This is a genomic window from Bradyrhizobium sp. CB3481 (genome assembly GCF_029714305.1).
Lineage (GTDB): Bacteria > Pseudomonadota > Alphaproteobacteria > Rhizobiales > Xanthobacteraceae > Bradyrhizobium.
In genome coordinates this window covers 5510593-5529372 of the sequence record NZ_CP121647.1, presented here as the reverse complement: position 1 = coordinate 5529372, position 18780 = coordinate 5510593, and the positions used below count along the sequence as shown (strand labels likewise).

Below are 18780 nucleotides of genomic sequence, written 5' to 3'. Positions count from 1 at the left end.
CGCTGTGATCCGCAAGACTACTCGCCAGTTGATGGAGCGAGCTATCAGGGCGCATGTTTGGGAGATTGTCATCAGATGCCGGATGCTTGTAAACTTCAATATATAGCCACTCACGTAGGAAGACGGCAGGCCAAGTGCAATCCACGATCAAACTATACGGTAATGTGGGCTTCACTTCGTGTCTTTCACTGAGAAATAGGATGGCGTGTCGTGTCGAAGTCCCTGGTGCCCTCTCAAGCCATTCGAGTTGAGTTTTAGTGCGGCTTGTCTTGGTGGTCGTACATAACTCGCCAGCGACGGAACAGTGGCTGAAATAGTGGTGTCGCTAACTACGCCGCGGAACTAGCCGATCCGTAATACGACACCTTTCGAGTTCATACACTCCGGCGATAAGACGACCGAGACTATGAGACCAACACGACCGCAGCTGCCCGAACGTGCGGAGGTCACCGCTGCATCCCGGGCTCGTTGGTTATGCTGCCCGAATGAGCAAACAGCGTGTCGAAATGAAAAACATCAGCTTCTGCAGTCCCTTGCATGAATCTGTTCGACTGGCTTGAACCTTACGTAGCGTCAGAGTGTAGAGAGTCTCAACAGGTAACGAATCATGGGCTTGTGGTGTCCGACAGGAAATCTGGCGAGACCCGCGTTCCCAACGAAAGTAAGTGTGCAGCCGATGATACTGTTGATTTTGCTGTCGATCTTCTTCGGTGTGCTCGGCACACTTTATGCCGTGAGCGCATGGCTTTCCCGTGGGCAGCGCGAGCGCGACGCGCCTTGCGTTCGCCCTACCCAAACACCCAAGCGACGAGCATTTTAACCCGAAATCAGGAGAGCGTCTCACCCCGAGGGGCTGCAGCGCTAAGCGCAGCTCGCCGCGGCCTCTAATCCATCTCGACGAAATATGAAATCCATCTGGAGGAAGTATGCAGTGGTAGGTTACAGGGATTTCTTGGTTGGCCCCTCTATTGAATTCTCCCGAAGGCATTCATTTGATGATGCCGGTTTTGAACAATTCAGTATCGGTTCAGGTTAAAGCTTGTCCTGACGGTGATACATCCTTCTAGCGGCACGCGCTGCCGGCCGCGATCGCGATGCTGGATGATCCCATTCGATAAGATCCGTGCGTTGGTGCTGAGGTCGGCGCTGGAGCGGCATTCCGATGGAATTCTGCGTGATGCTACTAACAATCGCTGAATTTCGGCGCTACTTGGCCACCGGCGTCGCGGGTTTGCACCGCTCTTTCGATTATAACAGCGGTCGTCCAAATCAGGAGATTGCAATTGAAGGTCGGCGTTCCCAAGGAAATCAAGACGCACGAATACCGGGTGGGCCTGACCCCTGGAGCGGTCCGCGAATATGTGGCCGCAGGCCACAACGTATTGCTCGAGACCAATGCCGGTGCTGGCATAGGCGCTACAGATGAGAATTACCGCAAGGCGGGCGCAACCATTCTGGACTCTGCTCGTGAGGTGTTCGCGTCGAGCGAGATGATCGTAAAGGTCAAGGAGCCGCAGCCGTCCGAATGGACGCAGCTGCGGGAGAATCAGATCCTCTTCACTTATCTGCATCTGGCCCCGGACCCGGAGCAGGCCAAGGGCCTCATGAAGTCTGGCTGTACAGCAATCGCCTACGAAACTGTGACTGACGCGCATGGCGGGCTTCCGCTGCTTGCGCCGATGAGCGAGGTTGCGGGTAGGCTTGCGATCGAAGCGGCCGGTGCGGCCCTGAAGCGGTATAGGGGCGGGCGCGGGCTGCTGATCGGCGGCGTGCCGGGTGTCCAACCGGCTCGTATCGTCGTAATCGGAGGTGGCGTTGTCGGCACGCACGCTGCACGAATGGCGGCGGGCTTGGGTGCCGAGGTCACAGTCCTCGACCGTTCGATCCCCCGGCTTCGCGAACTGGATGAACTGTTCGAAGGGCGTGTTCGTACTAGGTTCTCAACGATAGAAGCTGTTGAAGAGGAAGTATTTGCGGCGGATGTTGTGATTGGTGCCGTACTGGTTCCGGGCGCGAGTGCGCCGAAACTTGTCAGCCGGAGCATGTTGAGCTCGATGCGCAAAGGCTCCGTCATTGTGGATGTAGCTATTGATCAGGGCGGATGCTTCGAGACATCGCGTCCGACGACGCACGCTGACCCGACTTACGAGGTAGACGGGGTCGTTCATTACTGTGTGGCCAATATGCCGGGAGCTGTCCCGCTGACCTCGAGCCAAGCACTGAATAACGCCACTCTGCCATTTGGTTTGGCTCTCGCTAACAAGGGATTTGCAGCCGTCCTCGAAAATCCGCATCTGCGCGCAGGCCTCAATGTCTATCGGGGTCGGCTGACTTATAAGGCGGTGGCCGAGAGTCTGGGCTTGCCATTCTCACCGATCGAACAGGCTGCGGCCTGATCCCAGAGGCCCTAAAGGGCGTTCCTCCCTTACTTGGGCCACTCCTTCGGAGTGGCCCTTTTTTTGGAGAAACGACTCCACTCAACGCGTTTCCATTTGTCTTGTAACTCGCAGATCAAGTCGAACAGCTCTCTTAGGGAAAAGAGACTCGGGGGTTTCAACTGTCAAGCGATACAAAACGTGCTGTTGCAACAAGGGTGTGCGGCGCTTCCGGGTAGGCCTTCTGGGCTGGTGGAGATGGCGCGGTCGGTCGGCGTTCGCTTTGGCCCATTTGGGCTCCTCCCGCGATGATGTGCCGGCGCCGCGCGCATCTCAAGCCGCTAGTTCAGAGATGTGAATGAGAGAGTTCTAGACATCTGCAACCGGAGCCCACCTGAAAACTGCGTAAGCACACGCAAAATGAAGGCCTTTTCGATTGCGTGTTGTGGCACCTCTCGTTTTTTGGCGCGTCATTCTGGCGTACACTCGGCAGCACGGATCCCCGCACACAAATGGACCGAAAATAATGAAAAGCGAGAAGAAGTCGGGAGGTGATCATGGCGCCCACCTCGTCGAAATCACAATGATTGTGAACGGTCAGCCTATCGTGATTAAGACGATAGAGCAGCAGCCGCTGCGTGTGGCCCGCCAAAAGGGGATGGAGGAAACCAAGAACCTGGCTCAGCCGCCTGAGAATTGGGGATCAAAAACGAAGCGGGCGAGCTGCTGGCTGAGGAGCTGAACATGCCCGAGGCCAGCCAGGAGATCCGGAATATCCTTCAGACGAACAGGCCGCTGGGTACCGGTTTGTCGAGCGCGTCGCTAAGACCTTCGACATCCGTCCGAAGCACTTAAAGAATTCATCGGACATTCCGTCCGATCCTTTCACCAGCGGGCCATCTGCGGCGGAATTGTCATGCGCCTGACGGCTGAGCGCAGCCCGTGAGAGCGGTCGACCAATGTCGTTTCGGTCGGCTCTTGCTGGCATAATGTTGGCGGGGGATCTCGTGAAGCACGCGTCCGGGCTGCGGATTCCGATGATCGCGCGCAGCTATTCCAATCTGATGCCGCGCAGCATTCCAATCTGATCGCGCGCATGTGAAGCCCCCGATCGTTAAAGGCAATTGGCACTATCGGTCGCCCGTGGTCAAGCGGCCGCCGAAGAGATCACGTCTGGTGTCGCTCGATGGAGCGAAGCTGACTGGACGCGCACCCCAACAGTGCCGTAGCGGCCGGTCAGCTTCGCGGGCTGTAGGCCCGGTCTTCATCGGGCCGACATAATCAAGCCCGAGGAAGAACCGGCGTGCGACGCATGGAGTCACCGTTTAGTTCGAGCCTGTGAGCGTTGTGAAGCAACCGATCAAGTATTGCATCAGCGTAAGTTGGGTCATTTATGAGCTCATGCCATTTGGCAATTGGAAGCTGGCTGGTGCCGAGTGTTGATCGACGGCCGTAGCGGTCTTCGAGGATTTCGAGCAGATGATGCCGGGCATTGGCGTCGATGGCTTGGAGGCCCCAATCGTCCAAAATTAGGAGCTTGACGGAGGCGATGCTCTTCATCCGCGAAGTGAGTCGGCCGTCGCCCCGGGCAAAGTCCAGTTCTTCGAACAACCGCGGCAGCCGGGTGTAAAGTACAGAATGGTTGTCCCGGCAGGTCTTGTGACCAAGCGCACAGCCCAGCCAGCTTTTCCCGACGCCGCCCGAGTTGCGAGCCTGGATTTCAATCGCGCGCAGCGCGGCCGCCTCGAGGCGTTCGGCGCCAAAGCGCTTCTCAAGTCGGATGATCCCCAGGCACGAACGATAGCCCTGTTCGGGATGCGGCCGATCCTCGATGATCCGGTCGACCAGCAGGCGCAGCATCGGGCCGATCCGGCTTGCCTCGCTGCGGATCTTTGCCGGCGTCCACTCGCCATAGCGCCGGTGGCTGGAAGGCATGTGGGCGCTGATCGTCGTGTGACGCCCGTTGCCGCTGCCGCGCATGTGCACGGCGATACGCTCGCCCCCCAGGAAGATTTCAATCGTTCGCGCACAGATCCGCGCTTCTACCTCGCGACGGGCGAAGCGGTAGGGCACCGAGTAGTAGTGTCGTTCGATGTCGACGTGATAGTCGAGCCCAACCCGGCATCGGCGCCATTCGGCATGGACCCACGGCTCGCCGGGGAGCGGTTTAAGATTCGGCGCGTCAATTTCCTCGAACAGCTGGCGCCGTGTGCGGCCATACTGGCGTAGCACCCGCCCGTCATTGAGCTTGGCCAGCCACTCGGCAATCGCACCGTTGAGCTCGGCCAGGCTGTAAAAGGTTCGGTTGCGCAGCCGTCCCAGTAGCCAGCGCTCGATGATTCCGACGCAGGCCTCGCGACGCGGCCGTGCCGGCAAAATCGCCGTGCCGTAATGCTGCGCCATATCGCTGTAGCTGCGGTTGACCATAGGGTCATAGAGGCAGGCCTTGATCACCGCGACCTTGGCGTTGTCGGGCACCAGCAGTTGCGTCGCGCCGCCAAAAAAGCTGAAGGCCGCGTTATGTCCCGCGATCCAGTCGCCGAGCTGCTCGGTCCACGTCGCCAGCGCGAACGACAAGCTGGATGCGCCCATGACCGCCACGAAGATGTGCGCGTCGCGCACCTCGCCAGTCTTACGGTCAACCACCGGCACCGTGTCGCCGGCATAGTCGACAAACAATTTCTCGCCGCCGCCGTGGTGCTGGCGCATCACCAGCGGCAGCCGGCCTTCCCAGTTGCGGAACAAGTCACAGAAACGGCTGTACCGGTACCCGTCCGGATGCTCTGCAATGTACTCGTCCCACAGCACCTGCAAGGTCACATGCTTGCGCTTGAGCTCGCGGGCAATAGGACCAGTCCGGTTCGGCCACCTTGCGCGGCGACCCGGCTTCACGCCAGGCAACCCGTACAGCCGTTGCTCCAACTCGGCGTCGCTTATCGCTTCCGGGACTGGCCATGCCAGACCCGCGCGCGCAAACCGCTTCAGCGTGTCACGTACCGTCGTCGGCCCGATGCCGACGCGCTCGCCAACCACGCGCGTCGAGAGCCCAGCCTCAAGGCTCAACCTCACAATCTCGCGCACCTGGCGCATGATAACCCTCCTCGTCGGCATCCAATCCTCCCAGCTGCTTCCAGCCGGAGAAATGGCCCAACGATCGGGCCTCACACCATCCGAAACTGCGCGCGATCAAATCGGAATGCTGCGCGGACAATGCTCGGAATGCTGCGCGCGATCATTTCGGAACCCTGCGCGCCATCAAGTCGGTACGGTGCGCACCATCACCTCGAATTCGGCAGTCCGGGCTTCTGAACACCGGGCCACAAACATGCAGATTAACCTGCTTCGTCCACTCGCGTGGCAACTTTACGATCCCAAAGCGAAGGATACGTCGGGACGGTGTATCTGCGTTGACGAAGACTTTTTAGCCGCATACCGGCGGAAGTACCCGGGCTGCACAGCTCGTGAACTTCGATCTGATCAATAATGGAAGGCCTCGCTTCAAACTAGGGCGTCGCGCTCGCGCGCTCCAGCCAGAATCTTTGTTTCAAAGATCTACCGCTTCGGGAGCCCTGCCGCCGGTCCCTTGCCGTGCACGGGGTGATTGTAGGTGACGTTTCACTCATGATCACGCATTCCGAAAAAAGCCGTGCGTTTGAAAAATCGGTGGCAGCTGATGATGGTCATGAATGATGTAATCGGGCTGCGCAGCCTGCAAACGCGACTCGGAAACAAATCCGCCGGTAATGGATATGCTGATAAGGCCAAGGTCGCGCGCAATATCCGTTTCAACCGGCATATCCCCGATGATGAAGGTTGACTCGGGCGTGAGATTGTTGGCTTGCATATACAGGCGAAGCCGTTCGCCTTTGCTCGTGCTTTTGAATTGAGTGGCGCGGCTTTCGAAGGCTAGAACCTCGTTGACGCAATCGTCGATTCCAAGCCTGCGGATTTGGGAGCGAAGAGGGTCGACTATATAGCTGCTGAGAACGATCGTTGAGACCGCCTGTTGACGTGCCGCTTCCAAAATGCTGCGCGCTCCTTTTCGCAGATCGGCCTTGCTTGCCAAGGGTTCGTAGATATCGTGAAAAATAGCGCTGCCGTCGCTATTCACGATTGCGGCTTCACTTTCCGACATTCCGACGCTGCGGTAAAGGGCAGAAAGCGGGAGCTCGCACCGTTCCCGAAAAGTTGGCATATCGATATCAGCGCGGCCGAAGCGGCCTAGAACGGCATTGATCGTTTTCAGCATCGCCTCAGCATCGTCGAGCAGCGTGCCGTTCCAGTCGAATACTAGAGTCGGTTTCATCATGTGACCTCAGGCGACGGCTGATTCTGGGAGGGAAGGTCGGCGATCAACTTGTTCAAGTTCCTGTTCGCGCGTTTTTGCCCCGCCGGAGTTGGCATCTCGAACGTAAACGGCGACAAATCGTTTCCATCATGCCCTTGCGGAAGGAAGGATACGAGCACTTGGAAGGGGAGATAAGTGATGGCCGCAGCGTTGATGGAGACCGCAATTGTGCTTTCAATGAGCCTAAGCATTTGCGGTTCAATATTATGAAAACGCAGGCTTTGCTTCCGCTGTTCGGGTGCCAGAGTTTTCCATATTTGCCAGAACGCCAACTCATCTATCGTATCGATACCCATGCCGTAGTAATTTGGCGCCACTATAGGCGGTGAACCGATTGCCCAATGCACAGCCTTGGCTCCAGCGGAGAGGAGCATGTTCGTGACGGCCCGACTTGTATCGCCGCGGATGAGAGCTTCATCGACCATGATTATGGTGCTGCCAGCAACGTCCTTCTCTGCGACACGATATTTTTGGGAAATAAGAGATATGCGCTCATCAACGACACCTAAAAGCGTCCGTTGAGAACATTGCGTTGCGATGACTTCCTGACGTCGGATGACGGCGCCTTCCTCCGCTAATGATGCAAACAGACCGTCAGCATACGGCCCTCCGGTTCGCGGCATGGAAGAAATGATGATAGGGGCGGACCCCATTTCAGCTGTCAGTCTCCGCGCGATAAGTTTACCAAGAGCCGCTCCGATATTGTAACGGGTTTCGAGATAAGTTTGCCGTCTCGACGTCTCGGGGTTTCCCAGGTAAAGCGTTTCGTAGGCGCACAGCCTTGCGTTATATCGAGCATCGCACACAGAGCGATCAAGCCATTCTCCTGTTCTTCCGTTCACATACTTGATGTGGCCTGGTAAAATTTCCTCCGCGTTGCCTTGGAGGCCGGAAAAGGCACAGTTTTCCGAAGCAAAAAGCAGAAAGCCATCGTTGGTTTGCATGAATTCCAAAGGTCGCAAACCATATCGATTGCGGAAAGCAATGAGATTTCCTTCACCATCCAACAAGAGTGCGCTGACGGCGCCATCGATGCAGTTATCTATCTCTCGAAACAGTCTTTCGTGATTCACCGGCAGAGCATGGCACCAATAATCATTTTGACAAGTGCGCTCAATCAGCTTGAGCAAGAGCTCGGCATCCGTTTCGCCGTCGAAGCTATACCCTTGACCGAGCAATTCTTTCCTAAGTTCATCAGCGTTGAGCAAAGCCCCGTCTAGAGAAATCGCCAAATGGCGGCGACCGGCTTGATCGTTGTGAACAGGCTGAACGTCGCTCTCGTCGTGTTCTCTGCTAGACGGACTACGAATGTGTGCAATCGCTGCGCGAGGCCTGAAATCGGCATCCTGTTCATGATAGTCGATCGTTGTAAATTCGCGTGGCGGCCGAGACGATTTTGTATATTGAACGCGTTTTTCATGCATGAAGGCGGCAAGACCAAACCCCGCCTGTCCGCGAAGTGCAAGCTTCGGAAGCATGTGCTTGAGCCGATCATAAACCGTCTCCTGTGAATGACTTGAAGGCAACAGAACAGCGCCAGCAACACCGGACATGCTATTTATCCTTAAAGACGACATCGTTGTTGTCATTCGACACTGCGTGTGTCGTGTTCAACCAAGAATCCGCTTCCTAAGTCCGACACTAAGGCAGATGTATTCCGCCGGCGCGGCGCGAAGCACGTCGTTCTCCCGTTTGAGCAAGGTTTGTGCCACCGTCTTAGGCCGCGTGCTCGTGCCGGCAGATCGCTAGGGGTTTGGAAATATGCGAGTGTTTTGACAATCGGCTGCGGTCCGAGCTGTTGGATCTGCGACACGGTAGCTGAGACGCGACACGCTTTAAGGAAATACGCGTCACGAATTGAACGTCCGTAGCCGGCGCGGCGCTAGGCGAGAGTCACCCGCCTGCGGTGTCGCGGCAATGGTTACAAGATCATTGGCTTCGGTGCACCATATGCGGTGCGCGTGAGTGCGGATGGCCCGATCAACTGCAAGGAGACCACGCACCTGACCGTCCCGAAAGCTTGGCGGCTTGGGCGATGACAGGCCGCAGGATCGGCCGACTCTCATCTTAGGCGGAACGCGCGCTCCGGTTTCGAGGCGATGGGATCGTGGGAAGGGGGGCAGGCCAGCTGCAGATGATCGATGCCGTTGAAGCGCTCGGCGTCGATCCCGCCGATATCTCGCACCGACCAACTAATACCGCGTTCATAACCGTCTGTCTGTGAACGAAATCCGCGCCCCTAACTGAAGAACATCAGCTATTGTCAAAGAATAGACTGGATCTATTCCATAAAGAGGACTGCGATGTAGCTCTCATCGACTGTGGGGTCTCGCTCGAGACGGCACGGGCTTACAACCTCGAACATCGGCGGGAAAGCTAGGCGGAGCTTTCCGCTGGTATCTTCGACGAGTTGATGGAAATTCTCCGGAGCGCGTTTTGGGATAAGAGAGTCGAATTGTTGTTTCCGCTGGTTAAAAGCCATGTATCGGGCCGCGATAGATTGAACGCTTTTGCCGGCGCAGAGCTCTGATGATCTTGTGTGTTCTAGGTCCCTCGATAGCTAGGCGACCGCTTCTCAAAAGGGCGTTCATTCCCTCTTGCTGATCGGCCGTGGTGAATGCGTGCCGGATGGCTTGTCGTTCAAACTCTAGACCGACATCAAGCGTAGTTTGGTAGGCGGCGAGTACAGCTGCTTTAGCCAGTTCCGTAGAACGCGGCGGCTTGTGCGCGATAACTTCGGCAATTTCGAGGGCGCGGCTCTGCGCCTTGCCGCCCGCCGTGACCTCGGCAACAACCCCAGCCTGAAGGGCTGCGCGCGCGGAGATGGGTTCTCCAGTCAGGATCATGAGCATCGCAAGTGATTTGCCAGCCACGCGGGTCAATCGCGGGGTTGCTCCATCCCCTGGCAACATCCCAACATTGATCTCCGGCTGCCCGAAGGTGGCGCCTTCACCGGCGATCACGATATCGGCCAGCAGCGCGAGCTCGTGACCACCCCCAAAGCAAATCCCCTCAACCGCGGCTATGAGTGGCTTGGGGAAATTGGCGATATCCCGCCAGCCAGAACGTCGCGCGGAATTGTCGATCGCTTCGAACCCCCGTTGCTGCATTTCCTTGATATTGGCGCCGGCGGAAAAGAATGCACCGCTCCCAGTAAGAACGACGCAACGGACGTCATCATCCAGCGCGGTCTTGCGAAAGGAGACCGCGAGCTCCGCGATCAAATCATTGCTCAGCGCGTTTCGTTTGGATGCCCTATTCAAAGCCAAGAGCACCACATGCGGCAGAGGAGACGAGCAAAGAATGAGGTCAGGCTTGGGGGGTTCAAGGGTGGCACCTTGCAAGTTACCGATCAGGCCATTTACATTGAAAGCGTCTTCGCGAACAGCCGTCCTGCGTGCCAGCTAGCTTGCGAGGCTTCATCGTGGTCGCCTCGGCAGGCGGCCGGCTGTCCGTGGTGGCGCGGTGGACGACCGCATCACCAACCGGTAGGGCAACAGGACGCTCTTGGGGACGGGCCTGCCTGCGATCGCATTGATGAGATAGTCGGCTGCGCCCCGGCCAATTTCAGCGGCGGGAACACTAATTGTCGTAAGCGGCGGATCCACCTGTGCGGACAATTCTACGTCGTCAAAGCCGGTAATTGAAAGCGCCTGTGGCACGCTGAAACCCATCTTGCGGGCTTCCGACATCGCGCCGATGGCCAGCGTGTCGGTCGTGCAGATCACGGCGGTCGTGTCGGGATTGTCAGTGAGCAGTTGGCGGAGGGCGCTTCGTCCTTGCGCGAGCGAGTAGTCGGCCCTGATGACTTGCGTTGGCTGCAGCCGGATACCGGCTTCAGCGAGAGCCCGCTGAATGCCATCGAGTCGCGCGCGCGAACGATCATTCGACGGCGGAATGTTGGCAATTGCGCCGAAACGAACGTGTCCGAGGCTGAGAAGAAATTCAGTCATTTCGCGAGTGGCACGTTCGTTGTCGATGCCAATGGCGGGAATGCCGCCGCCCGCCTTAGAAACGTAAGTCGTAATGACGGGGACACCAGTTTGCTCTACCAGAGTTCTCAATTCTCGACCATGCGAGCCCCCCACCAGCACAATGCCATCGATGCCACGCTCGATGAGGCTCTGCATCTCCTGCAACTCGCGGCGCTGATCATACTGCGAATTGGCGATGAATAATGTGTAGCCGCTTTCGCTTAGGCGGTTCTGCAGGGCCTCCACGCCTTCAGCAAAGATTCCAAGGCCTAGCGTCGGAACAATCGCGCCGATCGTCCGCATGCGTCCCGATTTTAGTGCCCGGGCCGCGCTGTCCGGCGTATAGGAGAGATTGGCGATGTAGCGCATCACTTTGTCGCGCAGTTCGGGCCTGACAATTTCTGGATGATTTAGAACCCGCGACACCGTCGCCGGCGACACGTTCGCCTCTCTTGCGACATCTTCGATCTTCACCCTGGGCTGCGACCGGCCTTTGGGATCGCCGATCGATTTCTTGTCCATCTGATCTGCTCGGATTGGCCCATAACGGGCTGTTAACATCCATTGGAGGTGAACCACCTGGAGGATTGCTATCTCAGGCTAGTGGGCAGGAGATCCGTGGTTCTCATTGAACATTATTTGCGCGTCCAAGCCACATCAAGCAGAGCGCGCCGGCGGCCATGCTCCGAATGTGCAGCGCTTAACCCGCTTGACGCCGCCGACCGGGGTGACTAACCTGAAAACGATTTCAGAAAAGCGGAGATGGCGGAATGTCGCCGACATTGACGCGAGATATTTAAAAGGGAGTGCAGCAAGAACAGTTATGGTCGATCTTCTCAAGGGCGTTCGAATCCTGAGCTTCAATCACTTCCTGATGGGGCCTATGGGTGTGCAATTTCTCGCCGACCTCGGCGCGGACGTGATCGCTGTGGAGCCGCCAGACGGCGCCTTCCAGCGGAAATGGGGTGGGGCAGACAAGCAGGTAGATGGTCAATCCATGCTGCTTCTGACCGGCAATCGCAACAAGCGGAGTCTGACGCTCGATCTCAAGAAGCCGGACGCGGTTCCGGTTGCGAAGAAACTGATCGCAACATCGGACGTCATCGCCGAGAACTTCCGGCCTGGCGTGCTCGACAAGCTTGGGCTTGGATATGAGGACGCCAGGAATATTAAATCCGACATCATCTATGCCGCAGCGTCCGGATATGGCCCGGACGGCCCGTACGTGAACCGACCCGGCCAGGACCTCTTGGTTCAAGCGTTGGCGGGGCTTGCTACGATCACGGGAAGCCGCGATCACGGCCCCCGCGCGGTGGGTGTTTCGGCAGTTGATCATCACGGCGCCGTTCTCTTTGCGGCTGGCATCCTGGCGCATTGGTGAGAAAAGCGCGCACGGGGCAGGGGTGTCGGGTCGATGTCAGCCTACTGTCTGCAGCGCTCGACCTCCAAATGGAGTCGTTCACCTGCTATCTCAACGGGCAAAGACCCAACGACGTGCGCCAGCCGGGACCGATCGCAGGATGGTATTATGGCGCACCTTACGGCATCTATGCTACGAGTGACGGGCACATCGCGATCTCGCTCGCATCGCTTGACGTGCTGGCAGATGCGCTTTCAATCCCCGCCGATCAGCGCGTTCCCGACACCGAAGCTTATCGGCGGCGCGACCACGCATCGGCAGCAATTGCGGCCAACATCGCCAAACGCACGACATCGGAGTGCCTTGCGCTGCTTGAGGCTGGCGGAATCTGGCATGCCCGCATCAACGACTATTCCGACGTCGTCGTCGACCCGCAGGTGATTCACAACAAGAGCTTCCAGGTTGTGAAAGGGGCGATGGGGGCGCCGATTACCCTCGTCAGCCATCCCGTGTGTTATGACGGCGAGGTGCCGGAAATACGTTTGCCGCCGCAGCCGCTCGGGGCACAGACGGAAGAAATCCTGAAGGAGCTCGGCTACGACGCCCAGCAATTGAAGGACCTCTGCGACAAAGGCGCCGTCGGCTCAGCGACATCCCTTCACTCAAAAGGGCTTTAGCGACAGCGGTGGCTTCGAGCGCGCGCAGGCTTTCGGCCTGCTCTATACCACCATCGCACTCGCCCTTCATCCGTAGGAAACGCGCTGGAGCAGCAGTTGATCGCGGCTGTGACGGGCACGGGAGAGTTCCTTGCCTTTAATAGCTCGACCGAGGCACTGCGAATTGGATCGCAGGTGGTCCTGCGACTTCTGCCCGGGCTCGGCAAGAAGGAAAGCAATCCATTCCGAGCGACTTGAGCTGCGCTTGGGCGACGGAAACTACACCGGTCGCGGCCTGTCTTGATTCCAGTCGGATCTCACCTACAACCTTGTTCCGTCTGGAAACATCGCACTCGGGTTTACCTACGAGCACGGCAACAACCGGGATACCGACGCTCTTCGCTAGCTCATACCGGGTCGTCTGACCGGGAAGCTCTGATTGGCGCACGCGCGATCATGTTTGCTCGCCACCCTGCAGCTGCCCGCTATTCTCAGCGCAAGGACTCGATTAAAGGAGAAAGGCAAGATTCGAGGGCGATCCGGCGCGGGGCCGATTGCGGAAGCGGCAACCCACCAGCCGGTTTTCCGCCGGCCCGTGCCAGGCACGAGCACCTCGGTCAAGGACGATGCTGTGTAACGCAATTGTATGGTCGCTGAATGAGGCCCGACTACATACCCCGCAGTCTTCATCTCGAAACCGCGGTCCGAAGTTGAGCTGCTTGCTCAGCACCAGGTCATCATCGTTCTCGCCGAGCCAGGGGCGGGAAAGACAGAGCTCTTGCAGAGCCTTGCAGAAACGCTCGGAGTTCGATCGTACCGGGCCAGCCTTTTTCGCCACTGGAATCCCCAAACGCCGGCAGCCGCGGTGGTAGTAGATGCGCTGGACGAGGTCGCTAGGATTGACATTGCCGCCATTGATCTCGTCATCGAGAAGGCAAGAGAGACGCAAGCGACCACGGTTGTGTTCTCGTCGCGCTCAAGCGAATGGGACAGGGCGAGAACGAAACTCGTCAAGGACTGCTTCGGACAGAACCCCGCCGTAGTGCGCCTGAAGCCGTTTTCCACCGAGGAGCAGCGGCTGCTGTTCGAATCCTATCGTCCTGATGAGGACTTTTCTCGATTTGAATGTGAAGCGGCACGGTTTGAATTGAGCCCTCTACTGGGAAATCCGCAGTTCCTAAGACTCTTTGCAGATGCCTATGTGCAAGGCGGCAGACGCTTTACATCCAAGAACCAGATCTTCGTCAATGCGATTGAGAGGTTGGCTTCCGAACTCAATACATCGCCGTGGCAACGGGATCGCCCCTCAACGAGGGCTATTGTCTCGGCGGCGAGCGATATTTTTGCGAAGCTGTTGCTCAGTGGTGGGAGCGGGATCGCGGTTGCCGACGAAGGCGACGTCGATTTCCCATATCTTCAATCCTTGAGTGAGCCCGCTCCTGCATTGAGTTTCATTCCCAACACTCGTCTCTTCAAACCCGCAACCGAGCCCGATCGCCATGAACCGGTGCATCGCATCGTCGCCGAGTATTGCGCGGCCAGGCATCTTGCAACCCAAGCAGGTGATCCGGCAGCGCAGCTGTCAGTGAGGCGCCTCATGTCAATCATTGCTCCAAATTCCGTGGTTCGCGACGAGCTGCGCGGGCTCGTAGGCTGGATAGCCGCGCTTGGTAATCTTGCCGTTCAGGAGACGTGTATCCGGACCGACCCGTATGCGGTTCTGTCAAACGGAGATCCATCGCAGCTTGCGGCGTCCTCCAAGCGCTTGCTGCTTACCGAGTTGAAGAAGCTCTCAGAGTTCGACCCATATTTCCGACGAAGCGATGATTGGCGGCGTTTCAGCGCAGCCGGGTTCTTCGACCGTGCCATGGTCTGTGAAGTGCAGGAGGTCCTCACCGACAGGGACGTCAATCCAGAACTGCGCAATCTGATTCTCGAGCTACTGCAGGACTCGGAGGTTGCTTCGCTGGTGACTGAGCAGCTGGAAGCTCTCGTACTCGACAGCGACGTTGACATTTACACCCGGCTCCGCGCTCAGCAGGTTCTTTCGGGCCTAAACATCGCGACGCGTCCCGCAACCATCAACGCGCTGCTCACCATAGGCGATGCTGGCTCCCTGCGAATTCTTCTGGAGATCGCTGGCGAGCACGGATCAGATGCAATTGGGATGGAGGCGCTCCGTGACCTTCTGGAGCGCGTCGGGAAGAGCGAGAACCGTGGTCGAGTTCCGCGTACCAGAGATCGAGATGGCAATCTCAATCTGCCATATCTGTCCAAGCAGGTCGTAGCTTCGCTCGGCTCCAGCTCCGTCGTTTGGCTGCTGAACGAACTGACCCGGAATTTGCGCTGCACTTGCGGGAAATCGCAGCCATACGAATGCGAGTGCCTGCCCGGACCGAGCAAGACGATCGGTTGGCTTCTAGATCGTTATTTCGAGATCGAGGCTGGTCCGTACGATCCGGCACGGATATGGGCGTGGACACGGCATTTGATCTTTTCTGGCCACCCTCCGCCGCGGGAAAGCGCTGCCGTGCAGGCGCTGATGAAAGAGGACGAGCTACGCCAGAGCATTCATCGCTTGGCGTTTTCGGAGTGCGCTGACCTCGACCAAGTGTGGGAAACCCGTATCAAACTGATGAGCGGGTTCGGTCACGCGGGACTCGGCATGAAGCTCATGGACTTCCTCGCGCTGAGCGAGCACGCCCTTTCAACCGGCAGTGCCGCGCTTTGGCAAGGCTTCTATCTTGCACATAATTTCTACGCACAGCAGAGAGGTCCTGACGCGCGCCGCGCCATTCTGAAGCGGCAAGCGCGAAGTAGTCGGCTGCTGTTGGCAGTGTGGTCGAAGCTTGAGCGAGGAAACCGCGAGAACCTGCGGAAGGAGCGCCGACTGAGACTGCGTCGTCAGAGCCGCTGGCAGCTTCGCGAACAAGCGCAAAAGAAGGAACGGCGGCAGTTCTATCGCGACAACAAAGCGCAGATTGAAGCCGGTCAGCACTTTGGCGCGCTTTGCGAGCTGGCAGATTATTATCTGCTCAAGCCGGCCGATCGTGAGGAGGTGCCGGACGACCCGCAGATGGCCGAGCGGGCGTTGCTCAATTGCTTTCCGCTGCTTGAGGCCTACGTGCCGACCCTCTCAGCGAGGTCGGGAAGCGAGCGGCCTGACATCGTTCGGGTTCTTCATGCTGCCTGCATGGTGATCTACCGAAGGCGGGGAAATCTAGACGGCGTAGACCGGAATATTTTACGGGCGGTGAAGAGCGACGTCGGCGGCTACTCCGGGGTTTCCAACGAGCAGGCAGAGGCGTTTGAAGCCGAAATCGATAGGCAAATCTTGCCATCGGTTGCGGACGCCGAGGCATTTGCTCGCGAATTCATAGAGCCTAGCCTGACCGCCCAGACGGATCTCGGAACGAACGTTGGCTGGCTCCGGTACAAGACAGCATTCAAGCCGCTTCGAAGAACATTGGCGCTCCAATGGCTCGAGCGCTATCCGAACATGCCGCGGCAGGCTCGGGACAGTCTTTTTGACATGTGCGCCGAGCACGCGGACCGCGACGAGCTCATCAAGCTGATCGTAGCGCGTTGCGATGAAGTGGTGCAAGCAGCTGGCGGCGGTCGGCCTGAGGACCGAGAGTTCTGGCTCCTGAGAGCGCTCTTTTTCCTGAGCGATCCACCTTTGGCGGTCTGGGATCATCTTAAGAGCAGTGGCGATACGATTTTTGGCATCGAGCATCGCGCAGGTCGTCTCAACCGTGGTGGAAGCGCCGGCTGGCCGACGCTATCAGCCGAGAAAGTATACAGGATCCTGGACATCTATGTAGATGTGTGGCCGAAGGTCTTCCTGCCCAGCTCATGGGGCACGGGTTCTCCGCGTCCTGAAACGGCTTATCGCTTTCTTCGGGACGTGATTTTCTCGATCAACCGTGACGAGCCTAGTCGAGCGGTCGCGGTCCTCGACAGAATCCTGTCCAACGTGCGTCTCGCCGACTTCCATACGGACGCGAGAAGCTTGAAAGCGTCAGCGCTCCGTAAGCTGGCGCTCCGGGATTTCAATCCGCCCTCGCCGGAGGCGGTCGTGAACATGCTCGACAAAAACCGGATTGCAACGGTGGAGGATTTGCGCGCATTCCTCCTGGAGGAGTTGGAAACCTATCAGATCTGGCTAAGAAACGCGGAGACCAACCCGCTCGACGTGTTTTATCAAAACGGCGTGCGGCTCAATGAGAACGATTCGCGGAACCGTATCGTCGAGCATCTTCACAGTAGACTGGCCAGCCGCAATTTGTCGGTAACGATCGAGCACCATATGGCGAACGCCAATCGCTGCGACATTACTGCCGCGGCCATGGTCGAGGGCCAACGGCGGCTGCTGGTGATCGAGGTGAAGGGGCAGTGGCATGCCGAGCTATTCACCGCGGCGTCAGCTCAGCTTCATGAGCGCTACAGCGTCCATCCCGATGCGGCGATGCAAGGCATCTACTTGGTCCTTTGGTTTGGGACGGGTGAGACGGTCGCCAGCCGACGGGAGGCGTCAATAACAACACCGGAAATGTTGCGCGATGAGATACGCGAAAGGATGCCAGCCGAGTTGCGTGATTTCGTCGACGTTGTCGTCCTTGATCTGTCCCGGCCCCGGTGACAGGGTGGGTTCCTTCACGTGTCGCCCAACAGGTTCCTCATCGGGTCGTTCGCTGTGGGTGTCCATGAAGCAATACGCGAGGCGATGCTGCAGAAACAGCGCGTAAATGCCGCTTGCGCGTTGGCGACATTGGCAGTCTGCCCGAGCTCTCCGGTGTGAACGATGCTACCTCGGGCATAATAGACGTCACGCACACTCTGCTTATATTGTGCTATTCTAGGAAAGCCCTTCAGGCAAATGCCTACGCGTCGGATCATGCGGTCCGCAACGCCAGGCTGATAGCTGTCCGTGAGCAGCGTCTCGAACGCGACGGCGAGCGCGACGACGGCTTCGGACTCGTTTGCATGTGAGCCGAACGACTGTCGGAACCAATCGAGGGCCGTGACGAGGCGCTTGTAAAAGCGCGCCTGGGCTTTGGACTTGCTTGTCAGGTTGACGTGTTGAAAATAGCCGCGCTCGACGGTCTTCAGTGCGGCCACAATCTGAGTTTCGAAACGCTTCATCCGCGAGGTCGCCATTGCCTCACTCGAGATCGTAGCTGCGACGTCTGACAGCCTAACGAGATCGAGAGGGGAGACATTCATGGGGACTCGTCGGGTCGAGATCTTCCCATTCGGCAATCCCTCACCGATCAGGTAATGGCGAATATCGAGAGTCTGAAAATTGTTGACGTGCAAGGTCGAACGAAATTTGTCGATCGAGCCATGGCTTTCGAGCGAAAGTGCGTGAAGCATCAGTAGTGCTGAAGCAGCCGATCGGATTTTGAGCTTATAGACGAACTGGTTTTCGTACATGTCGCCGGTATGCGACGTAAGTCGTACCAGCAGAAGGGGATTGCTGCGGATCCAGGTCGCGCTATGAGCAAAGTGCTCGATGTCCCACCGGTCTATTTTTCCTCGGACGCCGAGTGCGCGTGCCATCTCGGCGAGGCGCTCATAGCCAGCCTTGACTGAATTGACCTGTGTACTCGCGGCGAACCCCGCGGCTCGGAAGACGATGTAGTCTTTCAGAGCTGGATCGGGCTGGAACCGGCCGGACATTTTCATGCCGAAGCTCGTCAAGGGGTAAAGGACGAATCCGGGCGTTTCCGCTCCTGCGGTTGCGAGGTTAGTCAGCACGCGGGCCGCGACGCCAGGGCCCCCTTGTTTGGCGGTGCTGAATACGAACTCATCCAGGAGAGAAGGGCCGACGTATATTTCTTTCGACCACAGCGCCCGCGCGGTAGCAGCGCGAATGTTCAAGATGTGGTGCTCGATTGCCTGCCGATCGCCTTCGCTGAGCTTGGTCTCATCGAGGACAAGGTCCTCGACGGACTCCAGACAACTCAGTTGATTATGTTTTGCTGCGAGAAAGTTTTCGGATTGCTGTATCGACTTCCCTTTAGGTGTCGAAACAATCGCAATTTTAGGTGCTGCCAAGAATCCC

General features: G+C 57.9%; 8 protein-coding genes and 3 pseudogenes. 4 read left to right on the top strand and 7 right to left on the bottom strand.

From position 1 onward, the window contains the following. The first annotated feature begins 1283 nt into the window (after positions 1-1283). Together ald and QA643_RS26915 are read left to right on the top strand one after the other, a co-directional pair. Positions 1284-2396 (top strand): alanine dehydrogenase, encoded by a 1113-nt coding sequence (gene ald, locus QA643_RS26920; RefSeq protein ID WP_283028781.1) that lies wholly within the window; start codon positions 1284-1286, stop codon positions 2394-2396. 505 nt (positions 2397-2901) lie between these two features. Continuing rightward, positions 2902-3117 carry a DUF2604 domain-containing protein gene (locus tag QA643_RS26915; RefSeq protein WP_283028780.1) on the top strand — a complete coding sequence of 72 codons (216 nt, stop codon included), beginning with the start codon at positions 2902-2904 and terminating at the stop codon, positions 3115-3117. Positions 3118-3656: 539 nt separating this feature from the next. Here QA643_RS26915 and QA643_RS26910 read toward each other — a convergent pair. From QA643_RS26910 to QA643_RS26885, 6 genes and pseudogenes are all read right to left on the bottom strand, one after another. Further along, positions 3657-4073 (bottom strand): annotated as a pseudogene (locus QA643_RS26910) (ATP-binding protein); the annotation flags it as partial. Beyond that, positions 4068-5465, bottom strand: a pseudogene (istA, locus tag QA643_RS26905) (IS21 family transposase); the annotation flags it as partial. The pseudogenes QA643_RS26910 and istA, both read right to left, overlap by 6 nt. A 535-nt stretch (positions 5466-6000) precedes the next feature. Then, positions 6001-6684: an HAD hydrolase-like protein gene (locus QA643_RS26900; protein ID WP_283028779.1), complete on the bottom strand. Its 684-nt coding sequence runs from the start codon at positions 6682-6684 to the stop codon at positions 6001-6003. Beyond that, entirely contained in the window at positions 6681-8276 is a 1596-nt protein-coding gene (locus tag QA643_RS26895) for a class II glutamine amidotransferase (protein WP_283028778.1), read from the bottom strand. The genes QA643_RS26900 and QA643_RS26895 overlap by 4 nt, the downstream gene beginning before the upstream one ends. Positions 8277-9194: 918 nt before the next feature. Continuing rightward, on the bottom strand, positions 9195-10067 hold the full coding sequence (locus tag QA643_RS26890; protein WP_283028777.1) for an enoyl-CoA hydratase-related protein: 873 nt from the start codon (positions 10065-10067) through the stop codon (positions 9195-9197). Between the two features lie 75 nt (positions 10068-10142). After that, a complete protein-coding gene (locus tag QA643_RS26885; protein ID WP_283028776.1) occupies positions 10143-11219 on the bottom strand; it encodes a LacI family DNA-binding transcriptional regulator in 1077 nt (358 codons plus the stop codon). Between the two features lie 301 nt (positions 11220-11520). Here QA643_RS26885 and QA643_RS26880 point away from each other — a divergent pair. Then, positions 11521-12734: pseudogene (locus QA643_RS26880) on the top strand (CaiB/BaiF CoA-transferase family protein). A gap of 757 nt (positions 12735-13491) precedes the next feature. Next, complete coding sequence (locus QA643_RS26875; RefSeq protein WP_283028775.1) at positions 13492-17355, top strand: hypothetical protein; 3864 nt, start codon at positions 13492-13494, stop codon at positions 17353-17355. Positions 17356-17369: 14 nt separating this feature from the next. Here QA643_RS26875 and QA643_RS26870 read toward each other — a convergent pair whose 3' ends face one another. Further along, a complete protein-coding gene (locus QA643_RS26870) occupies positions 17370-18773 on the bottom strand; it encodes a HEPN domain-containing protein (RefSeq protein ID WP_283028774.1) in 1404 nt (467 codons plus the stop codon). Positions 18774-18780: the final 7 nt, after the last annotated feature.